Source organism: Halomonas campaniensis (assembly GCF_002211105.1).
Classification (GTDB): Bacteria; Pseudomonadota; Gammaproteobacteria; order Pseudomonadales; family Halomonadaceae; genus Vreelandella; species Vreelandella campaniensis_A.
This window is the reverse complement of the sequence record NZ_JPUA01000034.1, coordinates 423,920-449,842: the sequence shown is the minus strand read 5'-3', so window position 1 is coordinate 449,842 and position 25,923 is coordinate 423,920. Positions and strand designations below refer to the sequence as shown.

The window sequence follows — 25,923 nt, the reverse complement described above, 5'->3', positions numbered from 1 at the left end:
GGCCGGCGGCAGCGGCATCCGCTGCGGCAGGGGCTGGCGGAACTGGTGACCTGGCTCAGCTTGGCCACCGGGGAGGGGCTGGGCCTCGTCGATGAGACACAGGAGCAGGTCGTGTATTGGATCGATGACCAGGGTCAGCAGCGCCGCGCCACTCTGCCCGCGGTGATCTTCGTCAGTGGCCATCAGGGAGCCCACCCATGAGCGAGACCGGCACCCCAGCCAACGAGCGCGAACCGGCGCTCTCTCCGGTGCTGATCCTGCTGTTCAAAGGCGTCCTCTACCGGGACGAGCAGCCAGCGGCATGGCAGGATCTGTTGCGACTCCAGGCGCAGGTACGCGACCATACTGGCGTATTCGGGCTGGAGCTGATTCTGGATGAAGCCGAGGGCTACGCCTACCTGCGCCAGCGCCCGGCCGAGGAGGGCGAGGAGGAGCTGCCCCGCCTGGTACCACGCCGCCAGCTCAGCTATCCGGTCAGCCTGCTGCTGGCACTGCTGCGCAAGAAGCTGGCCGAGCACGACGCCACCGGCGGTGATCCGCGGCTGATTCTCTCCAGTGAGCAGATCACCGACATGGTGCGCCTGTTCCTGCCCGAAACCGGTGACGAAGTGCGCCTGATGAACCGCATGGACGGCCATATCAAGCGTGTCGTGGAGCTGGGGTTCCTGCGCCGGCTGCGCGGTCAGGAGGAACGCTTCGAGGTGCGCCGCATTCTCGCCGCCTTCGTCGACGCCCAGTGGCTCGCCAAGTTCGACCAACGCCTGGCAGACTACCGCCAGCACCTGGATGACAAAGATGACGGATAACCCGCAGAACGCGCTGTTCGACTTCGCCGGCGACGACTCGCACACCGGGTTTCGGCTCCAGCGCCTGGAGGTCTACAACTGGGGCACCTTTCACCAGCGGGTCTGGCATCTGGCGCCGAGCGGCGAGACCAGCCTGCTCACCGGCGACATCGGCTCCGGCAAGTCGACGCTGGTGGATGCCATCACTACCCTGCTGGTACCAGCCCAGCGCATCACCTACAACAAGGCTGCCGGCGCCGAACAGCGCGAGCGTAGCCTGCGCTCCTATGTGCTTGGCTACTACAAGACGGAGCGCGGCGATGGCGCCCTGGCCGCCAAGCCCGTCGCCCTGCGCGACTTCAATAGCTACTCGGTGATTCTCGCGCAGTTCTACCATGCCGGCTACGACCAGCACGTCACCCTGGCCCAGGTATTCTGGCTGCGCGACAGCCAAGGGCAGCCCGCTCGCAGCTATGTGGTCGCCGACCGGCCGCTGACCATCACCGAAGACTTCGCCAACTTCGGCAGCGACCTCAATGCCCTGCGCAAACGCCTGCGCCAGCTGCCCCAGTTGGAGCTGTTCGACCACTTCCCGCCCTATGGGGCGGCGTTCAGCCGGCGCTTTGGTCTCGACAGCGAGCAGGCACTGGAGCTGTTCAACCAGACGGTCTCCATGAAATCGGTCGGCAATCTCACCGAGTGCGTGCGTGGGCATATGCTGGAGGCCTTCGCGGTGGAGGAGCGCATCGACGCCCTGATCCGCCACTTCGAGGATCTTGACCGCGCCCACCAGGCGGTGCTCAAGGCGAAGGCGCAGATCGATGCCCTGCGGCCGCTGGTCGACAACCTGAACCGCCACGCCGAGGCCAGTGACCAGGCCCGGGAGCTCACCGCCTGCCGTGAGGCGCTGCAACCCTGGTTCGCCGGGATCAAGGCGCAACTGCTGGAGCAGCGGCGGGAGAAGCTGGAACGGGAGCTGGAGCGGCTGGCCACCCGGATCGAGGCGCTGGAGAGCGAGCAACAGCAGAACCAGGCCAAGCGCGACGAGCTGAAACAGGCCATTGCCGACAACGGCGGCGACCGCCTGGAGCAACTCAAGCGGCAGATCAAGGAACAGGGCGAGAGAGCCGATGAGCGCCGCCGGCGGGCCGAGGAGTACCAGGAGCTGACCCAACACCTGGCGCTGGATCCGCTGGGCGACGAAACCGTGTTTCAGGATAACCGGCAACGGGTGGAGCAAGCCCTCGATACCCTGGAAGATCGCAAGGCCGAGGCCCAGAACGCGGTGACCGAGGCGGCGGTCGCCTTCCGCGATGGCCGCGTGGGTGTCGAGGAGGTCGAGCGTGAGCTGGACTCCCTGCGCCAGCGGCGCTCCAACATCCCCGCCGCCATGTTGGCACTGCGCGAAAGGCTGTGCGAGAGCACCGGGCTGCCAGCCGAGTCGCTGCCCTTTGCCGGCGAGTTGATCCAGGTACGTGACGAAGAGCGCGACTGGGAGGGCGCCATCGAGCGCGTGCTACACAATTTCGGCCTGTCGCTGCTGGTGCCGGATGCGCACTATCAGGAGGTCGCGGAGTGGGTGGACCGCACCCACCTGCGCGGCCGCCTGGTCTACTACCGGGTGCGCGAGCCGAAAGGCGCCGCCCTGCCGCAGCTGCACCCGGACTCCCTGGTGCGCAAACTCGCCGTACGACCGGACTCCGACTTCTACGCCTGGCTGGAACAGGAGCTCGCCCGCCGCTTCGACTACGCCTGCTGCCACGACCTGGCGCAGTTGCGTCGCGAGCAGCGCGCCATCACCCGCAGCGGCCAGATCAAGGCCAAAGGCGAGCGCCACGAGAAGGACGACCGCCACGCCATCAATGACCGGGCCCGCTTCGTGCTGGGCTGGAGCAACGAGACCAAGATCGCCGCCCTGGAGCAGCAGCAATATCAGTTGCAACAGCGGCTACAGCACCTGGCCGACACCCTGAGCCGGGCGCAAGAGACCCAGAAGCAACTGGAAAGCCGCGGCACTCTGCTCCATCGGATCGATGTCTACCGCCATTTTCAGGAGCTGGACTGGCACACCCCGACACTGCTCATCCAGCGCCTCGAGGAGGAGCGCCAGGCGTTCGAGGCGACCTCGGATACGCTGCGTCTGTTACAGCAGCAACTCGGCGACTTGGAAGCAGAACTGAAGGCACAGGGCACGCGTCTGACCGGGCTGCGCGACGAGAGCACCACCGCGCGACTCAAGTACCAGCAGGCCGGTGACGCCCAGGCCGAGGCCGAAGCCCTGGTGGAGCGCACCGACGCCACGGTGCGCGAAAACGACTTCCCCCGCCTCGACGCGCTACACCCCGAGGCCCTGCCCGAGCGGCGCTTGACCGTGGAGTCCTGTGACAATGCCGAGCGGGAGATGCGCACCTGGCTGCAGGGGCGCATCGACGCCGAGGAGAGACGCCTCAAGCGCCTGGGCGAGCGCATCATCGACGCCATGCGCAGCTACCAGACCGCGTGGCCACTGGAGACCCGCGAGGTGGACGTCAGCATCGCCGCCGGCGACGAGTACCGCGGCATGCTCCAACAACTGGTCAGCGACGACCTGCCGCGCTTCGAAGCGGACTTCCGCAAGCTGCTCAAGGAGAACACCATCCGCGAGGTGGCCGGTTTCCAGGCCAAGCTCAACCAGGAGCGCGAACTGATCCGCGAGCGCATCGATACCATCAACCGCTCGCTGCACGCCATCGACTACAACCCCAACCGCTATATCCGCCTGCAGGCCGAACCGACTCCGGATCCCGAGGTACGCGAGTTCCGCGAGGAGCTGCGCGCCTGCACCGAAGGGGCCCTGACCGGCTCGGAAACCGAGGAGTACTCCGAAGCCAAATTCCTGCAGGTGAAAGCCATCATCGAGCGCCTGCGCGGGCGGGAGGGCCAGACCGAGCTCGACAAGCGCTGGACACGCAAGGTGACCGATGTGCGCAACTGGTTCGTCTTCTCCGCCTCGGAGCGCTGGCGAGAGGACGACGCCGAGCACGAGCACTACACCGATGCCGGCGGCAAGTCCGGTGGCCAGAAGGAGAAGCTCGCCTACACCGTGCTGGCCGCCAGCCTGGCCTATCAGTTCGGCCTTGAAGCGGGTGAGCAGCGCTCGCGCTCATTCCGCTTCGTGGTCATCGACGAAGCCTTCGGCCGCGGCTCCGACGAGTCCGCCCGCTACGGTCTGGAGCTGTTCCAGCGGCTCAATCTGCAGCTGCTGATCATCACCCCGCTGCAGAAGATCCATATTATCGAGCCCTTCGTCGCCAACGTGGGCTATGTGCACAACGACGGCGGCCAGCACTCCATGGTGCGCAATCTCAGCATCGAGGAGTATCGCGCCGAGCGTGCCGCCCGCAGCATGATCAGCGTGTCATGAGCTGGAGCACCCCTGCCACCATCCGCGCGCAGGTGGAAAAGGCCTGGGACAGTGGCCGCCTTCTCGCCGCCCGGGTGTCCGGCGAATCGCCGTTCCCCCTGGAGATCCGCCTGCGCTGCCCCAGCGCCCGGGACATCACCGAGCGCTTCGGCGCGGTGATGGACTGGGTGAACGCGCTGCGGGAGCAGAGCCGGGAGAGACGCGGCTACGGCTACGAGCTGCGCTGGCAGCAGGTCAACAACCGGGTTCACGGCAGCAACGCCATTCCGGTGGCAGCGATCATCGCCGATGAAACCCAGGCCCTGCAGCTGATCCGTCGCCAGCAGGATGCCCAGCGCTTCCAGGCCCTGGCCGACACCCTGCTTCACCACCACCTCGAACTGCAGGATTGGATAGCGCGCCACCCCCTCGCCGTGCTCCGCCATGCCCACGACTGGCCCCGCCTGCTGGCCGTACTGGCGTGGTTCCTGGCCCACCCGCGGCCAGGGCTCTACCTGCGCCAACTGGACATTCCCGGCGTCGACACCAAGTTCATCGAAACCCGCCGGGGCCTGCTCGCCGAGCTGCTGGATGTGGTGCTACCGGCGACCGCCATCCACCGCGATGCCCGCGGCGTTAAGGGCTTCGCGCGCCGCTATGGCCTGCGCACGGAAGCGCCGCAGATCCCGCTTCCGTCTGCTCGACCCGGCGCTGTCCATTCAGGGCCTGCGCGATATCGCGGTTCCGCCGGAGGAGTTCGCCGGGCTGAGCCTGCCGGTACAGCGTGTGTTTATCACCGAGAACCGCACCAACGGCCTGGCCTTCCCCGAGACATCCGCCAGCCTGGTGATCTTCGGCTTGGGCTATGGCCTGGAGAGGCTGAGAGAGATCCCCTGGCTGCACGATAGCGCGCTCTGGTACTGGGGCGACATCGACACCCACGGCTTCGGCATCCTCAACCGCCTGCGCGCCAGCTTGCCCCATGCCCGCTCCCTGCTGATGGACCGTCCCACTCTGATGGGCCACCACCCCCTGTGGGGCCAGGAACCCGAGGAGAAGCGCTACACCGGCCACCCCACCAGGCTCACCGCCGACGAGCAGGCACTGTTCGAAGAACTGCGCGCAGACCGTTTGGGCGCGCGGGTGCGACTGGAGCAGGAGCGCATCTCCTTCAGCGCCGTCGAGCGTGCGGTGGCGGCGACCGAGGTCATTACACAAGGGCGTTAATGCGCACCGCTATCGCGATGCTACGCATGACCTAACGCTGCATCGACTATCGGTAACGAGCTGCGGGTAATTGAATCAGCCCAGAGTTGAGAAGTGCAAGGAGGTCAAGCACGGGAGAGAGAAGCAACGATTCTCGTTTACTCTATGGAGATCGACTCCCTGTAAGATAAACTCCTTGCACAAGGAAACCAGCATGTTCGAGGTCAAGGGTGCCACTTTCGTTTCGAGATCAACGGCAAATGCCTGCTGCATTCTGTGGAGCACCGTTTCAAAGAGGGCAAGATCTACGGGTTGATCGGCCATAACGGCTCGGGAAAGCCAGATCAATAGGGTCAGATCTATTGATCTGACTCGCCCAGTCACTCGGACTGCGACCGCGGTTCGCAACAACCGCCAATTTTGCAGCCTCAGAGCAAACAGTTGACACCTACTCTCTAGCTTAGTCGTTTGCACTATCGTCGCTATGCTGATTGTCAGCACCTCTCCTGTCCCTAAGTAAAATGTAAGGAGCCCCTCGGATGAGCGAGACTGACGAGCAGCGTCCCACCGACCATGGCGGCCCTTGGAAAATCGCCCTGGGATGCTATTTTGCCGATTTTTTGGCTTTACTGTTCCCATCTATTGATCAGCAGGTGGATTGGTCGAAAGGGTATCCCCCATGGATAAAGAGCTTCAGCAAATCACCGCGGATACCAATACCGGTCGCTGCTATGCCGATAAGCTGCTGAAGGTATATGCCCACGACAGCACTGGGGAGGGCAGGGAAACCTGGGTATTGATCCAAGCAGAAGTCCAGGGCGAACCAGAAGACGCCTTTGCCGAACGGATGTATACTTATCACTACCGCTTGCGGGATCGTTACCGCGAGGATGTGGTCAGTATGGCAGTGCTACAAGCCGACCATGATCAGTTGAAAGACTGATTGTGAGAGGTACTGTTCGCCGCTAGCCTGGACGATATGTTTAAGCGCTGACAGCGCCATACGGCTATTTGCCGACCCGCCTGATCTACTCGTTGATTTGATCAATGATCTACACCCAAACTTACCGGATATTGCCTCGGTAGACATACTCAACCCGACGAGGCTGCTCCGCGATATGGTACGCGTCACGCCAAGCCGCTGGGCATGCTAAACTGCTATTCGTATCGCTGTTTTTTGCTCTGGAGACCGCCGTGACGGATTCCCACCGCCGTAAGTTACCCATCGGGATTCAGACGTTCTCGGATATCCGCGAGGGCAACTATTACTACGTCGATAAAACCCCACATATCGAGCGTTTGGTTAACCAGAACAAATACTATTTCCTATCGCGGCCGCGCCGCTTCGGCAAAAGCCTGTTGCTGGATACCCTGCGCTGCCTGTTTGAAGGCCGCCAAGCGCTATTTGAAGGGCTCTATATTCATGATAGGTGGGACTGGCAGCAGCGCTACCCGGTGATTCGTATTAGCTTTGCCGATGGAGTGATGCAGAGCCGTGAGGGGCTGGACGAGCGTATTCGTGAGCAGTTAAGGGTTCAACGCGAGCAGCTCGGCATTACTCAGCATCATAAAACCGATATACCGGGTGAATTTTCTGCCCTGATCCGCGCCGCCCACCAGCAGAGCGGCCAGCGGGTGGTTGTGCTGATCGATGAGTACGACAAACCGATTCTGGATAATATCCTGGTGTCGGAGCGCGCCCGAGAACTACGCGAGGGCCTGAAAAACCTTTACAGCGTTATCAAAGACGCCGACCCGCACTTGCACTTTGTGCTGCTTACCGGTGTTTCCAAGTTCAGCAAGGTCAGTCTGTTTTCGGGCTTGAACAATCTGCGCGACATTACCCTGTCGCCCGACTATGCGACCCTTTGTGGCTATACCGATGACGACATTGATACAGTATTTGAACCCGAACTGTCTGGGTTAGACCGTCAGGAAATCAAACAGTGGTATAACGGCTATCGTTGGGGTGGCCGAGAGGTTACGTCTGTCTACAATCCCTTCGATGTACTGTTGCTGTTCCAAGAACAAGAGTTCGGCCCATACTGGTTTGAGTCTGCGACGCCGACGTTTTTGGTCGATATCCTCAAGCAGCGGGGAGTATTTACCCCTCGATTGGAGACCTTACAGGCAAAAGCGCAGCTGCTAGGGCGCTTTGATGTGGATGACATCACCACCGAAGGGCTACTTTTTCAAACGGGTTATATCACCATTAAGGACGTGCAGGAGCCCATGCTGGGCTATCGCCTCTATACGCTAGGCTTTCCGAATCGAGAGGTGGAAAGCAGTCTCAACGATTTATTGCTACCGGTACTGGGTATCAACGCAAGCGAGGCACAAACCCATCAACTGGCGTTATTCGATATTTTTCAGCGCCATGATCTGGCTGCTTTGGAAGCTCACCTCAAAGCCCTTTATGCAGGACTCCCCCACGACTGGTACCGCAACAATCCCATTGCCCAATATGAAGGCCACTATGCCAGTGTCTTCTATAGCCACTTTGCCGCTCTAGGGCTGGATGTGACGGTGGAAGATGCCAGCCACCACGGCAAGGTGGATATGAGTGTGGACGTTGGTGGGCATATTTACCTGTTTGAGTTTAAGGTGGTCGAACAACTGCCAGAAGGTAAAGCGCTGACGCAAATCAAACACAAGGGCTATGCCGATAAGCACCGCGCCTCCAGCAAACCCATACACCTGATCGGCGTGGAGTTTTCCAGCACCCAGCGCCAGATTGTAGCTTTTGAGGTGGAGACCTTGGTTAAAAGCTCTTGAACCGTCCCTGGCTCAACAACCCTACGACGGTTCGATTGCCTCCACTTCCACACTAGTCGGCTGCTCACCATCTAGCTGTTCTGGCGCCAACAGCTTGCCGCTCTCCAGCCGCACCAACCGATCCGCGAGGTGGAAATAGCGGTCATCGTGGGTGATGACCAGCACCGCTTTGCCCATGCGTTTTAGCTCGGGCAACACCTCGCAGTAAAACACCTCTTTGAATAACGGATCCTGATCCGCCGCCCACTCGTCAAACACCAAGAAGGGCCGATCCTCAAGGTAGGACACGACAAGCGCCAGACGCTTGCGCTGCCCCTGGGAGAGTGCTTGGGTGGTGAACGCACCGTTCTCAACCCGCACCTTGTGCTGCAGGTGCAACTTGGCCAGCAGGCGATTACCCTCCTCGTCCAAGCCTTCCCGCGGCGCTTCTAACAGGCGCTCAAAGAGATGGAAGTCTGAGAACACCACCGAGAAGAGCTGCCGGTAGGCATCCCAGCCATCCGCTTCGACTCGCTCGCCATTGAGCAATACCTCGCCACCTTCCGGCGGGTAAAGCCCCACCACTACTTTGGCCAGCGTGGTCTTACCGCTACCGTTGCCCCCCACCAGAAACACCACTTCCCCCGGCGTAAAGCTCAGATTAATCGGCCCCAACTCAAAGAAGTCATCGCTCTGCTCGTGATAGTACTGATGGGTGACGTCGCGCAACTCAAGACGCTGCAAAGCAGGCACCTGGGTAGTCTGGGTAGTCGCTTGCCTCTCCTGCCCCTGGGGCATCTCTCGTGTGATGTCATCAATTCGGCTAGCGGCTACCCGCGCCATATTGATTCGCGGAATATTGATCAGCAAGCCTTCAAGGGGGGTCACCATAAACACAAACACCAGGGCAAAACCGGTCATTACCTGGGTTTGATTAGGCCCATCGCCCGCCAACACAAACAGCACCAGACCGATAAAGGCGTACATCAGGAACTGCCCCCAACTGGTCGAGATCACGAACAGCGACATGCCATAGGTACGCAGCCGCCGCACGCCTTCAACCGACTCCCCCAGTATCTGATCCATAAAGACCCGGCTCTTGCGCTGGTGTAGGCGTAGCTCTTTTGCACCATCGGTCAGCGCGCGGAAATGACCAAACAATCGATCCTGCTCTGACGAGGCATCCTGGAGGTAGTGAATAGCGCGTAAGTGCACCAAGTGGTAACCGACAGCACCCAACCCAATCACCCCAAGTGCAAACAAAAACACCTGCCATGAAAGCATTGCCAGATAGCCCAAGCACCCCACCACGATGACCGTATTGGTCAAAATCACCGGCAAGCTAACGAACAGTACCGCCACGTTGTTGCTGTGCTCGGTGAGTGCCGACTGGATCCGCGCACTGCCCACACGCTCGAACTGAGCAAAGGGGGTCTCGGCCACGCACTGGGCGACAAAACTGCGTAACTCGGCCAGCGCACGCTGCCCCAGCCGCTCAAACAGCGCCGTCGACACCATCCGACAGACCATTAGGGCCACGGCGATACCCGCGAAGGCCCAGGCAGGGTTGACATGAGAGTCGGCACGGCTGGCGGCATCGCTGGTTAACGCCACATTGATTTGGGCAATTAGCAGCACGCTGAAAAGCCCCGAGAGAATACTGGCCAGCGCAGCAGCGGTCATCAACCCGCGGGTTCGACGAATCAGATAGGAAAGCACATTCACCTCGTTGGAAAGCGATTGGAAAGCGATTGAGAACCGACACCTATCTCTAATGACGAACCGCGCACGCAAAAAGTTAACCAATATTTATGTAAACAAGCCTCATTCTCATTCGTCCTTAGATAAGGGAGTCAGTAACGCCGCCCTCCAATGAGGAGATTTTTTTTGCTGTTTTTTTATTCGTTTCTTTGATTCGTTCTTATTGATAGGAGCTTAGCAGTGTCCAGTTCTGTCCAGACACAACCACAGGTACACATACCCTCTGAAAGCCACACGGAGGCCTCGCTGCTCTCACGCCCTGAGGGGTGCACCTATCAAGTTACCTATGAGATAACCACGCAGACACTTTATGTGGAAGGACATCAAGAGCGTCTTGAATGGTTGGTTGTAGACGATAACAGCACCTTGATGCTGCAGTGGTCACAGCGTTCAGCACCTCCTCTCCCGGCGTTACTGGCTGCTATCGAAGGGGCTTTCGCCTTTCACCCAGGGGCTGTAGCGCTTCGTTTACAGCTCCCCACGGTTTTACACCCCACTCTGTGCGCCAACGGAATCGCAGTTAAAGATTCCCATGGCAAACTCTGGGCCTATGCGGAGTTATTTTGGCAGTTGCCCACACTTTGGCTCACCTCCCCTTCCATCTCCCCCTACCCGCAGCAGCCAATCTTGGAGAATGGAAAACGCCATCCACGCCGCCCGCCGCGCCCCAGTGGCACGGTGTATCAGCGCCATATTGCCTGGCTGAATGCCACCCTGAGTTTCCGAGTGCTTGACCTGGAGCTTGATCTTGAACGCTTCAACCGCTGGATGAACGACCCGGTTGTCGCCCACTTCTGGGAAGAGCAGGGCGATCTGCAACAGCACCGCGAACGGCTGGAGAGTACGTTGCAAAATCCCAGTGTGGTACCGCTGATTGGTTGTATCGACGGCGAACCCTTCGGCTACTTCGAAACCTACTGGGCAAAAGAGGATCGCATTGGCGCTTATTACGATGCCAGTGACTTTGACCGTGGCTGGCACGTGCTTATCGGCGAAGCTGCTTTTCGCGGGCGGCCCTATGTCGCTGCCTGGATGCCCTCCATCTCGCACTATCTGTTTCTGGATGACTGCCGCACCCAACGCTTGGTGATTGAGCCCCGCGTAGATAACGCCAAGATGCTGCACAACCTTGCCCAGTGCGGTTATGCCCATGTTAAGGCGTTCGATTTCCCCCATAAGCGGGCCATGCTGGGCATGCAGCTACGCGAACACTTTTTTAACGAGCGCAGTTGGGTTCCGCTGCCTCCGCACCCTGGGTCAGCGCCACGACCCGACCCACGCTTCACCCTATAGACACGTCAGCCACGAGGACTCTTATGCATATTCATGACTTGATCGGCATCGGCTTCGGCCCTTCCAATATTGCCCTGGCCATTGCGCTTGATGAGCAACGCCAGGCAGGGCAAGCGCGGGATGCCCTCTTTATTGAACGCCAGCCCTGCTTTGCCTGGCACCCGCATATGCTGCTGGAAAATGCCCATATGCAGATCTCTTTTCTCAAAGATCTGGTCACGCCGCGCAACCCAGGAAGCCGTTTCAGCTTTCTCAATTACCTCCACAGCAAAGGCCGCCTACAAGACTTTATCAACCTGCAGACCTTCTTCCCCAGCCGCCACGAATTCAATGACTACCTAAGCTGGACTGCCAGCCACTTTGAACACCAGTGCACCTATGGAGAGCATGTGTTTGAAGTGCTGCCCGAAACTGATAACGACGAGGTCGCCTACCTCCGCGTGCGTTCACGGGATGAGAGTGGCGCGGTGCAGGAAAGGCTCACCCGTTCATTGGTAATTAGCGTGGGGGGTGCGCCCAATGTGCCTGAATGCTTCGCCGGGCTAAAAGGCGACCCGCGGGTCTTCCACTCCAGCCACTACCTCCGGGAGTTGGCAAAGCAAGACGCCCCCAAACGCATCGCCGTGATTGGTGCAGGCCAGAGCGCCGCTGAGATATTCCTGGATCTGCACGGCCGTGAAGGCATTCAGGTGGATCTTATTAGTCGGGCGTGGGCCTTTAAACCCTCGGACGATAGCCCTTTTGTTAACGAAATCTTCAACCCCGAATACACCGACTATGTGTTCAACAACCCCACCGGCCAGCGGGAAGCGCTACTGCAGGAGTACAAAAGCACCAACTACTCAGCCCCTGATTTGGCGTTGATTCAGGAAATTTACGATGTGTTCTATCAGCAAAAAGTAACCGGCCAGGCCCGCCACCGCTTCCGCCGCCGCCATGAGGTTATTGGCAGCGAAGCAGGCCCTGAAGGCGTTGAGCTACTTGTGCGCGATTTGGAGAGCGGCCATACCGAGTCCACCCGTTACGACGCCGTGGTGTTAGCCACCGGCTATGTACGCGACACTCATAAACAGCTGTTAGCCCCCGTCGCGGACTACCTGCCTGATTTTGCCGTCAATCGCCACTATCAGCTCTATACCAAGCCTGAGTTCAAACCGGCTATTTTCCTGCAAGGTAGCTGCGAACCCACCCATGGTTTAAGCGACACCCTGCTATCGATTTTGGCGGCAAGGACAAGTGAGATTTGTGATGCACTAGATCAGACAACTGCCTTATATGCCCCTTCTCCCTGTAAGCAGGAGGTTACTATATCCTAGTTTTCATCAACTCACTTCCATAAATCATACCAGTGGTCAGGCCGCTTCTTGGCCACTGGGCGTCGCAACTAGATGCTGTTCTTGAATACCGTTTCGGTTGAAGCACAGGCACTAAGTCAGCATGACTGATGAGCCTTAAAACTAACATCTACTATTCGAAAACATGGATAAAACATGTCTAAACTCAAACTAGCTTATATCCTGTCACTGAGAAATGCTGCAGCCGATAAAGCGGGGCAACACATTGAGTATAAGGGGGAGAAACAGTACATGATGTCCCCTCTTGAGTATCTGGTGACATCTCTCAACGAGACTCCGCTAGGTGATGCCTACTCTCTGGAGACTGTAATTTATGATGACGATGAAGGCTCAATAAAAGACCAAGAGAAGCTCAAAGACTATGGTTTCTGTCGTCAACTAGGAAAGCCATGGATCTTGCCACAAGAGCTCTTTGTGAAGGGATCACACATTGACGACCTTTTCTGCTCTATACCATCCACTTACCGACGCTTACCAACCGACTCGCCCGATAGACTCCCTGCGAAATCGACTTTTGAAAAAAGCTTGCTAGAGAAGTTAGTGGCAGTCGAAGCAGACGTCGTCGTCCTTGACGGACTATTAGTTATTCTAGACGAGCTCATCCGCCCCCAGAGTCCTTTTTATCGCAAGATCGTCAATATCCATCCCGGTATTACGCGCCAAGACTCTCCCTATCAAAGACGAGGTGCCTCGGCAACACTTGATGCACTGTACGGGGCTCAAGGAAAAAAAGTTATCAACTGGCAGACAATGGAGACCGAAAGCACTCCTGCTATCAACAAGACCGGCGCCTCACTCCACTTTGTCGACAGCGGAATTGATTCTGGCGAAGTCATCTACGATCTATTAGAAACTCATATCGAACCCGATGACTCCATCATTGAATTACGGTGGAGAAACTTCAATAAAAGCCTCTTTCCCACGCTTCACGAGGGGTTGGAAGCTCTAAAAAACGATATCACAGCTTCTCAGCATGCTGAATTAATTGAATAGCCGCAGCGCTAACCCAAGCAACAACACTTCGTGCTCCCCTACCTGTGAGCACGAAGCCTTCGCACCATAATCTTAAGCCAATCCCCATTTTTTGATTTGAATTCAGGTTTTGTCCCCCTGGGTGCTCACATGAAGTTGACATCAAGATACAGATACCCATAATACAAACAATAACAATTAGCATTTACACAAAATCAAAATGAACCTCATGCAAGGAGAACATTCGTGAACCAACCCTTTTTCCGCAAGCGGTGGCTAACGGCCGCAGTTGCTTTGGCTGCCTGCAGCACGTCGGCAGCTGTGCTTGCTCAAAATGCTGAGCAGAACACGCAATTAGATAGTAATGCGCCGAACACATTGCCTACAGTGCGAGTAACAGGGGACAGAGTTTCAGGTGCCCTACTGCCGACTGAGGGATATACCGCCGATACTAGTCTCAGTGCCACCAAGACTGACACTCCTCTGATGGAGACAGCCCAGTCGGTATCCGTGGTCACACGCGAGCAGATCGAAGATCAAAGCGCGCAAACGATACAGCAAGCCCTACGCTATAGCCCTGGTGTCTTCACAGGCACCCGCAATGGCATTGGAGGTCGTGTTGATTTTATCAATATGCGCGGCTTTGGGGGCGTCGGCAGTATCGACAACATCTATTTTGACGGCCTTAAAATGGCTAGCGATGTTTCCGGCTATAATTCATTACAAATTGATCCCTATTTTCTTGAGCGGATCGATGTTTTCAAGGGGCCGACATCCGTTTTGTACGGGCAAAGCTACCCTGGTGGCTTGGTTGGGCTGACCAGTAAACGCCCTCTATTTTCATCTAGCCATGAGATCCAACTAGAAACGGGCAGCCATAATAAACGTACAGCACGATTTGACGTCAGTGGCCCCATAGGGGAAAACCAGCAGGTCGCCTATCGCCTAGTAGGGCTAGCCAGCGGTTCGGACAGTCAGTTCGACCATGTAGAGAACGAGCGCTATACCATTGCTCCCTCTTTGACGTTCTTGCCAACCGATGCGACATCATTAACCGTCATGGCCTACCTGCAGCACGAGCCAAATCGTGGTTACTATGGTTGGACACCAGCCGACGGTACGGTGCGAGATTATAATGGTAGACGGATCGATAATAACTTTTTTGATGGCGAGCCAGGCGTCAATGGGTTCGAGCGTTATCAACGGCTAATAGGTTACCAACTAGAACATCAGTTCAACGATCAGTGGCAAGCCCGGCAGAACTTCCGCTTTACCTCTTCGACTATCGATTATGATTCAATTTATTCCAGTAGTTACGTAGGGGATAGTAATCTGCTAAATCGACGCGCAGCGAGAGCCGATGAATCCATGCACGCCTACCATGTGGATAATCAGCTACAGGGGGATTTTACGACCGGATCTCTTGAACATACACTGCTAGCCGGTGTGGACTACCAGTACCAACGCAACTCTGGAGACTGGCAGTTCGGATCGGCGTCTCCCCTGGATGCTTTCAACCCGCAGTATGGAAACACTCAAATTACATATGGAACACCCACCAATTTCATAAATAAGGTAGAGCAGACTGGATTTTACTTGCAGGATCAGATCAGTTTCAATCGCTGGCGTTTCAACCTGTCAGGGCGTCAGGATTGGGCAGACACCAGTACCGCCTATACCAACTTAGGCATGTCTTCTGAAAGCGACAATGAGAAGTTCACTAGTCGTGCCAGCTTATTGTATGCCTTTGATAACGGTATTTCCCCTTACGTCAGTTACTCGGAATCATTTCAGGCAGCATCCGCCACAAGAACTGATGCCTCAGGAAACACATTAGATCCCAGCGAGGCCTCTCAGTACGAGACAGGTATCAAGTATCAACCCCCTGGCAGCAATGACCAATACACGGCCGCTTTATATCATTTAGAGCAGAAGAATGTTTCCGAAGCCATTCCTAACACATCATTCTATGAGTCTATCGGGAAAGTACGTTCGCGCGGCTTAGAACTCTCTGCCATCTTACGTCCCACTGAGCAGCTTTCGTTACTCGCCAACTACACATACACGGACATGGAGTACGTCGAGACCAACGATGAAACCCAAGGAAATACTCCTTATGCCGTGCCCCGTCATATGGCCTCTGCGTGGAGCAAATATGAATTCACGAAGGGTGCGTTAAACGGCCTGGGGATTGGCGCGGGAGTCCGCTACAACGACTCTACATGGGGTGATGAGGCCAATACATTCCAAGTAAGTGGCTATACTCTGGTCGATGCCATGTTGGAATATGATCTGGGCGCGTTATCAAGCGACCTTGAAGGCATGGACTTGCAGATCAATGCCAACAACCTACTTGATAAAGAGTATACGTCCTCTTGCTCTAGCTTCAGGATTTGTCATTTTGGCGAAGAGCGCAATGTGACAGCAACCGTCAGCTATCGTTGGTAGGTGCTTGTCCTATTGAGGAATTAAGAAAAAATATTCAGGCTACAATGAAAAATCGAGGTGCCTTTATACTCATAGGCATCTCGTTTTTTTATTTAAACTCCCCTATTATAATGACAGATCAAAAACCAAAGTTTAATTTTTTATCTATTAGTCAAGGTATACAAAGACGACATGACATCATCAGCCTATAAAAATCTTATGTTACCAATATTGCTTATATTAATTTTATTATCTGCGGCTAATGCTGATGATCAGCAGCGTGATGTTACTTTTGATTATGCGGTGGCAGATACGCTTAGTGCCTTACACCAACCACCCATTGCTTTAGCTGGCCTAGCACAATACAGACAATTATACAAAGAATATCTACTTCCTGATACCTTTGAACTCGGACTTAGGTTTCAACCCAATCTTGAGTATCTTGCATCACTGAAACCTGATGACATAGTGATAGCACCACCAGCCCATCTGAACTTAGAAGACAAACTTTCCCGTATTGCTCATGTAGTAAAAATCCGGCCATTTATGCAAGGTCTGGATGTTTGGCTAAGCCTTGAACAATTGACCAGGGATGTGGGGGAGCTGAATGGCGGGCAACAGCAGGCCGAAGCATTCATTGACTCTGTAGAAGCCAGAATGTCAGCGATTGCGGCACAGATTGGGAGGCCTGCAGAAACTCTACTGATTATCGAAATCCGAGACAACCAGCATGTGCGTGTCTATGGGCCAGGGAGCCTGGAAGATGCAGCTTTGACACGGCTTGGATTTGAAAATGCTTGGCAGGGGCCTACTAATAACTGGGGGTTCAGTACTCTTTCAGTTCGTGAAGCATTTGCACTAACAGGCCAAATCGTTGTTCTCCAGCCAGCTTATTTTCAAGACATATCTGGTTCAACATTACCAAAGTCAGGGCTATGGCAGCATTGGCTAGATGATACGTCGGTAAGTATGGAAAGAAACTATTGGCCATGGGGAGGCTTCCCTTCCATGCTCCGCTTTGCTGAATCTCTCCAAGAAGCACTCCAAGCAGATACCCAAACTTAATCAAAGCGCGCTAAGCGTACCTAGCGCGCTACTGAAACCACCTTAAGAGTTATAAACTCAAAAAATTATATTATTCAAAATAGGTTTTTCTCCACTTCGTACGAGTGTTGCCCAGCACTAACTCTTAACCGCTTCTCCAGTTGAGAGAGCAAGGCACTATCAGTAATGATTGAGAAATGATCATTGAGAGTCTCAATTGAGGTTTTCGGGACGCTATTCAACTGATTCGCCAGCGCCTGCTGTTCTTCCCAAGCTCTTCCCGCTTCCCACCAACAGTCCACTTCACAGTTTAACGCTGGCAAGGTATCAAGCTGCTGTGAAAGCAATTTCAGATAACGCGCCACACAAAATATCCGAGCAAGTGCTTCACTACCCAGTGCAGCATAACCCTCGCGACCATGTATATCGGATGATGCTATTGATCTCTCCAACTTAATGGCAATTTCTTCCTCGCTCGGCTCTTTCGTGTCCTCTTCATTACTTTCGAATGCTTCAAGCGAAGCACCTGGCAGTATGACCGATGAGAAACTAACAAGATCTCGCTGCCAGCTATCCTCACTATGTGGACCACCGCCCGGTATATAGGGATCTATCAAAGCCAGTTGACTCACACCTTGCCCGAGCCCTTCAAGTCGAGCCGCGATCATCGCAGCCAATGCCCCGCCAAGAGACCATCCTAATAGCCGATAGGGGCCCACAGGCTGTATGCGACGTATTGTCTCCACATAATCATCAGCCATTGCTTCAAGTGAGGAATCTCGATGCTGTGGATCGGTCAACATTCGGCTTGGCAGACCGTAAACAGTGCATACTCCGTGCAAGCGCCGGGCTAACGGCTGATAATCAAAAACTGTTCCCATTACGGCATGGATGCAGAACAGCGGTGGCTGATTAGCACACTCGCCATTTAGCATGATAGCCCCTTTGGGCAGCACCTTAGTGTTTTTCCTCACTCCCAGCAGATCAGCAATGGTCGGTTTCTGCATTAGGTCAAACAGCTTAAAGTTAAGCTGTGGTTCCTCTAAAACTTGTACTCGGCTCATCACTTGTAGGCTCAACAGAGAGTCTCCACCCAGCTCGAAGAAGTTGTCGGTCTCGCCGATCCGTTTAATGCCAAGTACTTCTTGCCATATCTCGGCGAGCTTTCGGGCTGCCCGCGTCGAGGGAGCGACATACTTGCGGCCTTCCTCAACATTAGGTTCAGGTAGTGCCTTGCGCTCCACTTTGCCGTTGGCATTTAGCGGCAGTGAATCGAGCATGACCACGACTCCTGGCACCATATAGTCAGGCAATCGTTGACCCAAACGCTCGCGTAGTATGGTGGTGTCGAGTTCAATGCCGACTTGGGGAACTACGTATGCCACTAGCCTCGAACCATTTAGGCCCTCTTGGGCGACCACAACCGTCTCACGAACCTCTGGCTGAGATAATAGTTCGGCTTCAATTTCTCCTAGCTCAATACGCAAGCCGCGGATCTTCACTTGATGATCAAGGCGGCCCAGGTACTCGAGCTGGCCATCCTCCCGCCAGCGAACTAGATCGCCGGTACGGTAAAGGCGTTCGCCTGCAGCAAATGGGTCGGCAACAAAACGCTCCGCCGTTAAATCACTTCGATTGAGATATCCACGGGCCAGACTTACCCCGCCCAGGTATAACTCACCCGCTACACCCTGTGGGACGAGGGTGAGCTCATCATCTAATACATAGGTGCGCGTGCCACTGATGGGACGTCCAATGGGTATTTGACGTTGAGTGTCACCACGACACCACCAGTGAGTGACATGAATGGTGGTTTCTGTGGGGCCATAAAGATCGTGCAGGTTGGCACCCTCAAGACACTCAGCTACGTCCTGCTGTAACGTGGCTGGAACGGCCTCGCCACCGCACATAATATGCTTGAGCCGCGTCCTGGTCTTAACATCGGGATAGGTCAGGAAGGCCTTTAACATTGAGGGCACAAAATTGAGCGTGGTAACGCCGTGCCGCTGGATCAGCTCAATGATGCGCTCTGGATCTCGATGATCACCTGGCTGAGCTACCACTAGGCGAACCCCGACACTCAATGGCCAGAAAATCTCCCATACTGAAACGTCAAAACCGAAAGGTGCCTTGTGTAGTACGGCATCCGTATCGTTGAGCTGATAGGTTTGCTGCATCCAGACCATGCAATTAGTTAAGGAATCATGGCGGATGGCCGCACCTTTAGGCTTCCCAGTAGAGCCCGAGGTGTAAATCACATAGGCTAGATGCTCGCCGTGCAGCTCCACCTCCGGGTTAGTTGACGCATGATGCGCCACATCCAGCCGGTCCAGTTCAATAACATTCAGCCCATCGATCACCGGCAACAACTCGCGCAAGTGTTGCTGGGTGATCAGCAATTCTATACCGCTATCTTCGGCTATGTAGGCCAAACGTTCGGAGGGATAATCAGGATCCAGCGGCACATAAGCACCACCCGCTTTGAGAATACCCAACAGCCCCACCACCATTTCGATGGAGCGTTCCATAGCGATGCCCACGCGGGTTTCGGAACGCACGCCCATACCGATCAAGTAATTGGATAAACGGTTGGCACGGGTATTGAGTTCGGCGAAGCTAAGAGATGTGTTTTCGAATACTAGCGCCGTGGCCTCTGGGATTACCGCAGCTTGGCGCTCAATCAAGTGGTGAATAGGTGGAGTATCGGGTATCTGGTCTGAGCTTTCTCCCCATTCGTTTAACAGATACTTCTCGTCCTCCCCTAGCAACGTGATGTTGCTCACAGCTTGTTGCGGTGCCGTTTTTAGGCTCTCTATGATACCTGCAATGGATGTGCACAAGTAGTCGCACAGCCGCTGAGCACTGATCAAGCGGCTGGTCTGCCCAACCAGTTGGAAGCCTTCGCCAAGATCATCGACTGACATCACAATTGGGTAGTTGGTACGACCCCTATTGCCTAATGCCTCCATACCGTCCCACGCCCGGCTAGTTGCATCTTCCTTCTCTGGAGTACTGTAACGATAGTTCAGCAAGGTTGAGAACAGTGGTGATCCTCCACCTACTCCGCTGCATCGCTGTGCTAGTCCGAGACTAGCATGCTCGTGGTTCAACAATTCGGCCAACTCACTATGGGTCTGGCGTAAACAGTCGGCCACACTGTTAGTACCTAGTCTAATACGAATAGGTAAAGTGTTAATGAACATCCCAAGTGCTCTTTCGGCGCCCTCAATACCTTGCATACGGCCAAATAGTAGAGTGCCGAACACCACATCGTCCCGCCCCGTCGTTTTACTCAGCACGTGCGCCCAGGCTAGGTGAAATAGGGTAGCGGTACTGACACCATGTCGCTGTGCCTGCTGTCGAACTTGTTGGGCCAGTTCTTCTGTCAGTGGTAGGCGAATCTCCTCAATACCACTGCCATCGCCGCGTACATCCAGTAATCCGAATGGAGCAGTAGGCTCGTCCACATCACCCAGCTTCTCTCTAAAGAAAGCCTCATGCTCTACCGGACTCACCCCCAACCTTGCCTGTGCTACGAAGTTTCGGAATGGCAGCGGTTTGGGTAACTCGCCTTCTCGTCCTTGCTGGATTAGGGCAATCTCGTCCACTAGCAGATCAAGTGTGGTGTGATCCAGTACCAGGTGGTGGCTGGGCAGTTGCAGCAGCCATCGCCCTTGCTCAGAATCTTGTGCCGCAATAGCTCGCGCCATCGGCGCCTGGCGTACATCAATGCGATAGTGTTCAGGATCCACATAGGCGTTTAGTCGTTCGGAAACGCTGCACGAAACACCGGTTTCTTCCAGTTCCAGCCACTCCACCTCTAGTGAGGCGTGCCGGTGCACCACTTGTACTGGTTCATGAAGCCCTTCCCAGAGCACTGCTGTGCGCAAAATATCGTGACGGGTAATCAGTTGATTGAAACCAGCAACAAACTGCTCAAGCCGTTCCTGACTATCAAAACCAAGTAAGCAAGGGAGTACATAAGTGTCACCCTCCTCCTGCAACCGATGATGGAACAGGATGCCCTCCTGCAATGGCGCCAGAGGGTAGATATCCTGGATATTGGTCGCTCCGCCTGGCACTGCATCTTCTATGCGACTGATTTCATCAGTATCCAAATCGATCAGTGTCAGCATATCCGGCTGGATCGACTGACAATGCTCTGGAATCCTATTGGGCGGTACAACCAGTTGTTTCCTATTAGGCTCTAGGGACAGTGCCTTGGCGAAGGTCGCCAATTCGGGCGACTGGAACAGCGTTCGTACTTGAGACTCAAGGCCTCGAACCCGCATACGCTCGAGCACACTCAGTGCCAACAGCGAATGCCCCCCTAACTCGAAGAAGTTGTCGTGACGCCCTACCCGCTCGACACCCAGCACCTCGCTCCAAATCGCCGCTAGCGTCTCTTCCGTCTCACCTTGGGGTGGCTCATATTGCGCGCTACTGGCGAAGTCGGGCTCGGGCAATGCTTTGCGATCCACCTTGCCGTTGGGCGTTAGTGGTAAGGCATCGAGCATTACCACTAAACTTGGCACCATATAGTCGGGCAATACCTGCCCTAGACGCTCGCGTAGCTCGGCCGTATCGATCAGTTCATGTGGCTGGGCGACGGCATAAGCCACTAACCTGGCGCCTCCTGGCCCCTCCTGGGCCACCACTACCGCTTCTCGTATAACATCGAATTCCACCAACCGAGACGCTATCTCTCCCAGCTCAATGCGCTGGCCCCGTATCTTGACCTGCTGATCGGTGCGTCCGATGTATTCAAGCACCCCATCAGTGCGATAGCGGGCCAGATCGCCTGTCCGGTAGAGCCTTTCCCCGGGCACATCGGCAAACGGGTTGGGCACGAAGCGCTCCGCCGTCAGCTTCGGCTGGTTCAGGTAGCCCCGCCCAACACCAACACCAGCGACATATAGTTCTCCACTCACCCCTGTTGGTAATGGGTTCAGTTGGTTGTCGAGGACGATTAACTGGGTGTTATCGGCTGGTTTGCCGATCGGCACCACGGCTGAGTGCTCGTCATCGCCGCTTCGCAGCAAGTACAGGGATACGTCATCGGCGCATTCTGCTGGGCCGTACGCATTGACCAATGGGATCACCGGATAGCGTGCGAACCATTGGCGGACTAGCTCAGACGTGGAGGCTTCGCCCGTGGGCAGCAGCCAGCGCAGTGCTGGCAGGTCGATTGGGGCAGTGTTCAACATTCCCTGGATCACTGCAGGTACGTTTTGCAGTACCGTGACACCGTTGTCGCGCACATAAAGGAGCAGCGCACTAGGATCGCGTGCAATCTCATCAGGCACGATCTCGATGCTGGCGCCACACAACAGCCCCGCCAGCGTCTGCCAGACGGAGATATCGAAACTCAGCGCTGCGGTCTGGGCAATAACATCACTGGCCGACAGACCCAGGTAGGGAACCTTACTCAACTGGTTGTTGAGCATGCCACGGTGACTAACCACTACGCCCTTGGGTTCACCGGTTGAACCGGAAGTATAGATGATATAGGCGGCCTGATCAGGGTGAGCCGTTACAGCGGCATCCCCCTCTAGTCTTTCCGCCGTGACGAGATCCTCGAACACTATCATCCGCGGCGGGTTGGGCATGGATTCAAGCACAGTTTCGAGGCGCGGTGTTTGCTCAGCAGTGGCAACCAGAACCGATGCATGGCTTGACGTCAGCATATTGGCGATACGCTGATCAGGAAGTCGGGTATCCAGCGCTAGATACGCACCGCCAGCCTTGAACGTACCCAGAATCATGCTTGGTAACGCTAGGCCGCGCTCGGCATGCAGGGCTACGACATTATCCTTCTTCACCCCTGCTTGCCGCAGTGCTTGGGCAATGCGATTGGAGGTGTCCTCTAGCTGACCATAAGTGAGTGTGTCTCCCTGATGGCGAACGGCAACTTGGCGTGAATGCTGTCGTACCTGCTCACGGAACAGGTCGATATAACCTCGCTCAAAGGGATAAGCAACCGACTGCCCTCTACAGTGCGCCCGCTGTGTCTCCATCTCATTAACAGGCAATACGTCCAATTCATGATAGGGAGCATCAGGCCTGTCAATAATGTGCAAGAGAATTTGACGGAAGCCCGAGAGCAGCCTCTCGACCTCGGAATCGTCAAACTTACGGGCGTCGTAGGAGAGCTGCAGCATCAATTGCTCGCCAGGCACCACCACTACGGTCAAGGGGTAATTGGTGTGGGTGCGGTTGCCCTTGATAGACACATGAAGATCATGGATTTTCTCCGTTATGCTGGCATCTATCGGCGCATTTTCGAATACAAAGAGGCTATCGAATAGACTGCGTCCTTGTGACTGCTCTCCCAACGATTGAATTTCGACTAACGGTAGATGCTCGTATTGACGCATCTCCAGGTTTTTCGCCAATAGCCCATGCAGCCAATCAAGGACAGATGTTTGCGGCGAAGGGGCTGACACACGCAGAGGAATCGTGTTGATAAACAGCCCCATCGTCTCCTGTATGCCCTCCAGTTCTAGCGGGCGCCCAGCCACTGTCACGCCGAATAGGATGTCATCTACCTGGGAAAGCCGCCCTAACAGCAGTGCCCATGCCCCTTGTACGATCGTATTGACAGTCAATTGATGCTGTCGGGCAACGTTCTGTAGCTCTGCACTCTCATCGTGGGAGAGCGAGGAGAATACATCAGCCACCGTGGCAACACTGTCGTGCGAACCGTGCGGCTTAAGATAAGGAATCGGCGTTATCTCATCGAAACCTTCAAGCTCATGTTGCCAATAGTTGCGTAGCACATTGGCATCCTGCTGCTGCAACCAAGCGATAAAATCACGATACGGCCTTGGTTGCGTCAACTCGTAACTCGTCCCGAGACGATAGGCATCGTAGTAGTGGAAAAAATCGCTGAGCAACAGGGAGCGGCACCAGGCATCCATCAGAATATGGTGGAAACTCTGTACGACGTAGAACAGGTTCTCCGCCAGTTGAATAAGGCGTACCTTTAGCAATGGTGGCCGTTCCAGGTCGAAGCCATCATCAAGCTCCTGACGCAATAACACCGCCAAGCGCCGATCGGCCTCATCCTCGTCAATACCGCGCCAATCGATATATTCCACAGGTGAAGGAATTTGCCGATACACCACCTGCAACTGTATCTCTTCGGTTCGCCATACGAACTCTGTACGTAGAACCTCATACCGTTCGCCGACTCGCTGCCAGGCTTTCTCGAAAGCATTGACGTCGATAGGCGAAGCAAACCGGTAGCGATCCTGCATCATGTACATACCAGCGCCTGGATTGAGCAGGGTATGCAATAGCAGCCCTTGCTGCATCGGCGCCAACGGGTAGATGTCCTCAACATTGGCGACATCCAATCGCAAGCCGTCCAGTTGCCCTTGACTCAGCCCCACCAGCGGGAAGTCCGAAGGTGTTGCGCCACGAACGCCACTAGCACAGTGCTCAATCAATGCCTCTAGTTGCGCTTGGAAGCTTACTTGCAAGGCATGTATCGCTGCCTCGCTGTGAATCTCACGACTGTAATTCCAGTCGAAGCGCAGTTGGCCATCTTGAACCCAGGCCACCACCTCAATCCAGGTACGGCGCTTGCTTTGCGGCGCGCGAGCCTGCCCTGCATTCTCTTTGGCGAGCCGCCAGGCCCCATCGCCCTGTAGGGAGCGATCCAACTGGCCTAGATAATTGAAGGTGACCTGGGGGTAGGCACCACCGACCAGCGCGGGCTCTTCTTTCAAATAGCGCAGCACGCCGTAGCCGAGCCCCTTGTCGGGCACTTGGCGAAGTTGCTCTTTGATTGCTTTTAGGCTTGTACCGGGCTCCGCATTATCTGGGGTCAGGCGAACCGGGTAGAGCGAGGTGAACCAACCTACGCTGCGACTGAGATCGACACCGTCGAACAGGTCTTCGCGGCCATGGCCTTCCAGTTCAATCAGTACGCTATCTCTCTCTGCCCATTGGCACAGGGCGCTCGATAGTGCAGTGAGGAGCAGGTCATCCACCTGGGTGCGGTAGGCTTTATGCACCGGCCCCAGCAGTTGCGTGGTCGCTTCGGTAGGCAAGCTGCCAACGAGCGATGCGGTATCGGCGACGGTGTTGCTGCCATGTGGATTATGTGCGGGTAGGCTAGGCTCTGGCTCTTTGACAAGGCTCTCCCAATAGGAGCATTGCTCAGCCAAAGCCTCCGATTTGGCATAGTCGGCCAGGGCATGCGCCCACCCATCTAGCGAGGTGGTTGCCGGTGGTAGGTCGATTGCCTTTCCTACACTTAACTGCGCGTAGGCCACTTGCAGGTCGTCGAGGATCACGCGCCACGAAACACCATCTACCGACAAGTGGTGAGCCACGAGCAGCAATCGCCCGCCGCGCTCGCCTCCCAGTGCCATCCAGATAGCACGGAACGGCCGCGCCAAACTCAGACTGCGTTGCGCAGCATCGGCGGCCTGGGTGATGGTCTGTGCCGGATCCGCATGATCGCTTACGTCCACGTGCTCGAAGAGATCATCGGCTAGCTTACCATAGGCTTGTTGCCAGCTATCGCCAACGCGTTCAAAGCGCAGCCGTAAGGCGCTATGGTGAACTACCACTGCCTCAATGGCACGCCGTAGCAGCGTGGTATCTACACCACTGACCGCTTCCAGCATCAACGACTGATTCCAGTGGTGTGGCTCGGCAAAGTTCTGCTCGAAGAACCAGCGCTGTACCGGCAGCAGCGCAAAGGAAGCAGCCTTATTGGGCGCAGCCGCTTGTTTAGGAGCGGTAGCAGCTAGAGGCGTGGCCATCGCCGCCACTGCGGCAATGGTCTGCCCTTCCATCAACTGCTTGGGCGTTACCTTGTAGCCACGCTTACGCGAGCGCGCGACGATCTGCAGGCTGAGGATGGAGTCACCACCCAACTCAAAGAAGTTGTCGTTACGCCCCACCTGCTCGCAGCCGATCACGTCAGCCC

General features: G+C 55.8%; 13 protein-coding genes and 1 pseudogene. 12 read left to right on the top strand and 2 right to left on the bottom strand.

All coding sequences use genetic code 11. The features are described 5' to 3' along the window. From JI62_RS14465 to JI62_RS14435, 7 genes and pseudogenes are all read left to right on the top strand, one after another. Positions 1 to 201, top strand: a 201-nt coding sequence (locus tag JI62_RS14465; RefSeq protein ID WP_170938559.1) for a DUF3375 family protein, incomplete at its 5' end; no start/stop codon positions are given. Then, a complete protein-coding gene (locus tag JI62_RS14460) occupies positions 198 to 806 on the top strand; it encodes a DUF4194 domain-containing protein (protein WP_088700817.1) in 609 nt (202 codons plus the stop codon). The genes JI62_RS14465 and JI62_RS14460, both read left to right, overlap by 4 nt. Next, positions 796 to 4,188, top strand: coding sequence for an ATP-binding protein (locus tag JI62_RS14455; protein WP_088700816.1), 3,393 nt, complete (start codon positions 796 to 798; stop codon positions 4,186 to 4,188). The genes JI62_RS14460 and JI62_RS14455 overlap by 11 nt, the downstream gene beginning before the upstream one ends. Continuing rightward, positions 4,185 to 4,700: pseudogene (locus JI62_RS22930) on the top strand (DUF3322 domain-containing protein); the annotation flags it as partial. The gene JI62_RS14455 and the pseudogene JI62_RS22930, both read left to right, overlap by 4 nt. Next, positions 4,612 to 5,394 (top strand): DUF2220 domain-containing protein, encoded by a 783-nt coding sequence (locus JI62_RS22925; protein ID WP_346425907.1) that lies wholly within the window; start codon positions 4,612 to 4,614, stop codon positions 5,392 to 5,394. The pseudogene JI62_RS22930 and the gene JI62_RS22925, both read left to right, overlap by 89 nt. Before the next feature lie 658 nt (positions 5,395 to 6,052). Then, positions 6,053 to 6,316 carry a hypothetical protein gene (locus tag JI62_RS22760; protein WP_205737528.1) on the top strand — a complete coding sequence of 88 codons (264 nt, stop codon included), beginning with the start codon at positions 6,053 to 6,055 and terminating at the stop codon, positions 6,314 to 6,316. A gap of 251 nt (positions 6,317 to 6,567) precedes the next feature. Then, the gene (locus JI62_RS14435; protein WP_088700814.1) at positions 6,568 to 8,148 is read left to right on the top strand and encodes an ATP-binding protein; all 1,581 of its coding nucleotides are present in this window, start codon (positions 6,568 to 6,570) and stop codon (positions 8,146 to 8,148) included. A gap of 21 nt (positions 8,149 to 8,169) precedes the next feature. Here the strand turns inward: JI62_RS14435 and JI62_RS14430 are convergent, their stop codons facing one another. Beyond that, positions 8,170 to 9,846, bottom strand: coding sequence for a cyclic peptide export ABC transporter (locus tag JI62_RS14430; RefSeq protein ID WP_088700813.1), 1,677 nt, complete (start codon positions 9,844 to 9,846; stop codon positions 8,170 to 8,172). Positions 9,847 to 10,068: 222 nt separating this feature from the next. Here JI62_RS14430 and JI62_RS14425 point away from each other — a divergent pair, with 222 nt between their 5' ends. The 5 genes from JI62_RS14425 (at position 10,069) to JI62_RS14405 (ending at position 17,000) form a co-directional block, all read left to right on the top strand. Further along, positions 10,069 to 11,181, top strand: coding sequence for a GNAT family N-acetyltransferase (locus JI62_RS14425; RefSeq protein ID WP_240513256.1), 1,113 nt, complete (start codon positions 10,069 to 10,071; stop codon positions 11,179 to 11,181). 23 nt (positions 11,182 to 11,204) lie between these two features. Further along, a complete protein-coding gene (locus tag JI62_RS14420; protein WP_088700812.1) occupies positions 11,205 to 12,497 on the top strand; it encodes a lysine N(6)-hydroxylase/L-ornithine N(5)-oxygenase family protein in 1,293 nt (430 codons plus the stop codon). 174 nt (positions 12,498 to 12,671) lie between these two features. After that, positions 12,672 to 13,529, top strand: a complete 858-nt coding sequence (locus JI62_RS14415) for a formyltransferase family protein (RefSeq protein WP_088700811.1) — start codon at positions 12,672 to 12,674, stop codon at positions 13,527 to 13,529. A 225-nt stretch (positions 13,530 to 13,754) separates the two neighbouring features. Then, complete coding sequence (locus JI62_RS14410; RefSeq protein ID WP_088700810.1) at positions 13,755 to 15,956, top strand: TonB-dependent siderophore receptor; 2,202 nt, start codon at positions 13,755 to 13,757, stop codon at positions 15,954 to 15,956. 171 nt (positions 15,957 to 16,127) lie between these two features. Further along, a complete protein-coding gene (locus JI62_RS14405; RefSeq protein WP_088700809.1) occupies positions 16,128 to 17,000 on the top strand; it encodes an ABC transporter substrate-binding protein in 873 nt (290 codons plus the stop codon). Positions 17,001 to 17,074: 74 nt separating this feature from the next. Here JI62_RS14405 and JI62_RS14400 read toward each other — a convergent pair whose 3' ends face one another. After that, positions 17,075 to 25,915: an amino acid adenylation domain-containing protein gene (locus JI62_RS14400; protein ID WP_141101331.1), complete on the bottom strand. Its 8,841-nt coding sequence runs from the start codon at positions 25,913 to 25,915 to the stop codon at positions 17,075 to 17,077. Between the last annotated feature and the right edge of the window lie 8 nt (positions 25,916 to 25,923).

What these genes read in the sequence shown, in the direction of transcription:
- JI62_RS22760 (WP_205737528.1), top strand. Translation starts at nt 6,053, where the DNA reads ATGGATAAAGAGCTTCAGCAAATCACCGCGGATACCAATACCGGTCGC.
- JI62_RS14460 (WP_088700817.1), top strand. Translation starts at nt 198, where the DNA reads ATGAGCGAGACCGGCACCCCAGCCAACGAGCGCGAACCGGCGCTCTCT.
- JI62_RS22925 (WP_346425907.1), top strand. Translation starts at nt 4,612, where the DNA reads ATGCCCACGACTGGCCCCGCCTGCTGGCCGTACTGGCGTGGTTCCTGG.
- JI62_RS14455 (WP_088700816.1), top strand. Translation starts at nt 796, where the DNA reads ATGACGGATAACCCGCAGAACGCGCTGTTCGACTTCGCCGGCGACGAC.
- JI62_RS14405 (WP_088700809.1), top strand. Translation starts at nt 16,128, where the DNA reads ATGACATCATCAGCCTATAAAAATCTTATGTTACCAATATTGCTTATA.
- JI62_RS14415 (WP_088700811.1), top strand. Translation starts at nt 12,672, where the DNA reads ATGTCTAAACTCAAACTAGCTTATATCCTGTCACTGAGAAATGCTGCA.
- JI62_RS14420 (WP_088700812.1), top strand. Translation starts at nt 11,205, where the DNA reads ATGCATATTCATGACTTGATCGGCATCGGCTTCGGCCCTTCCAATATT.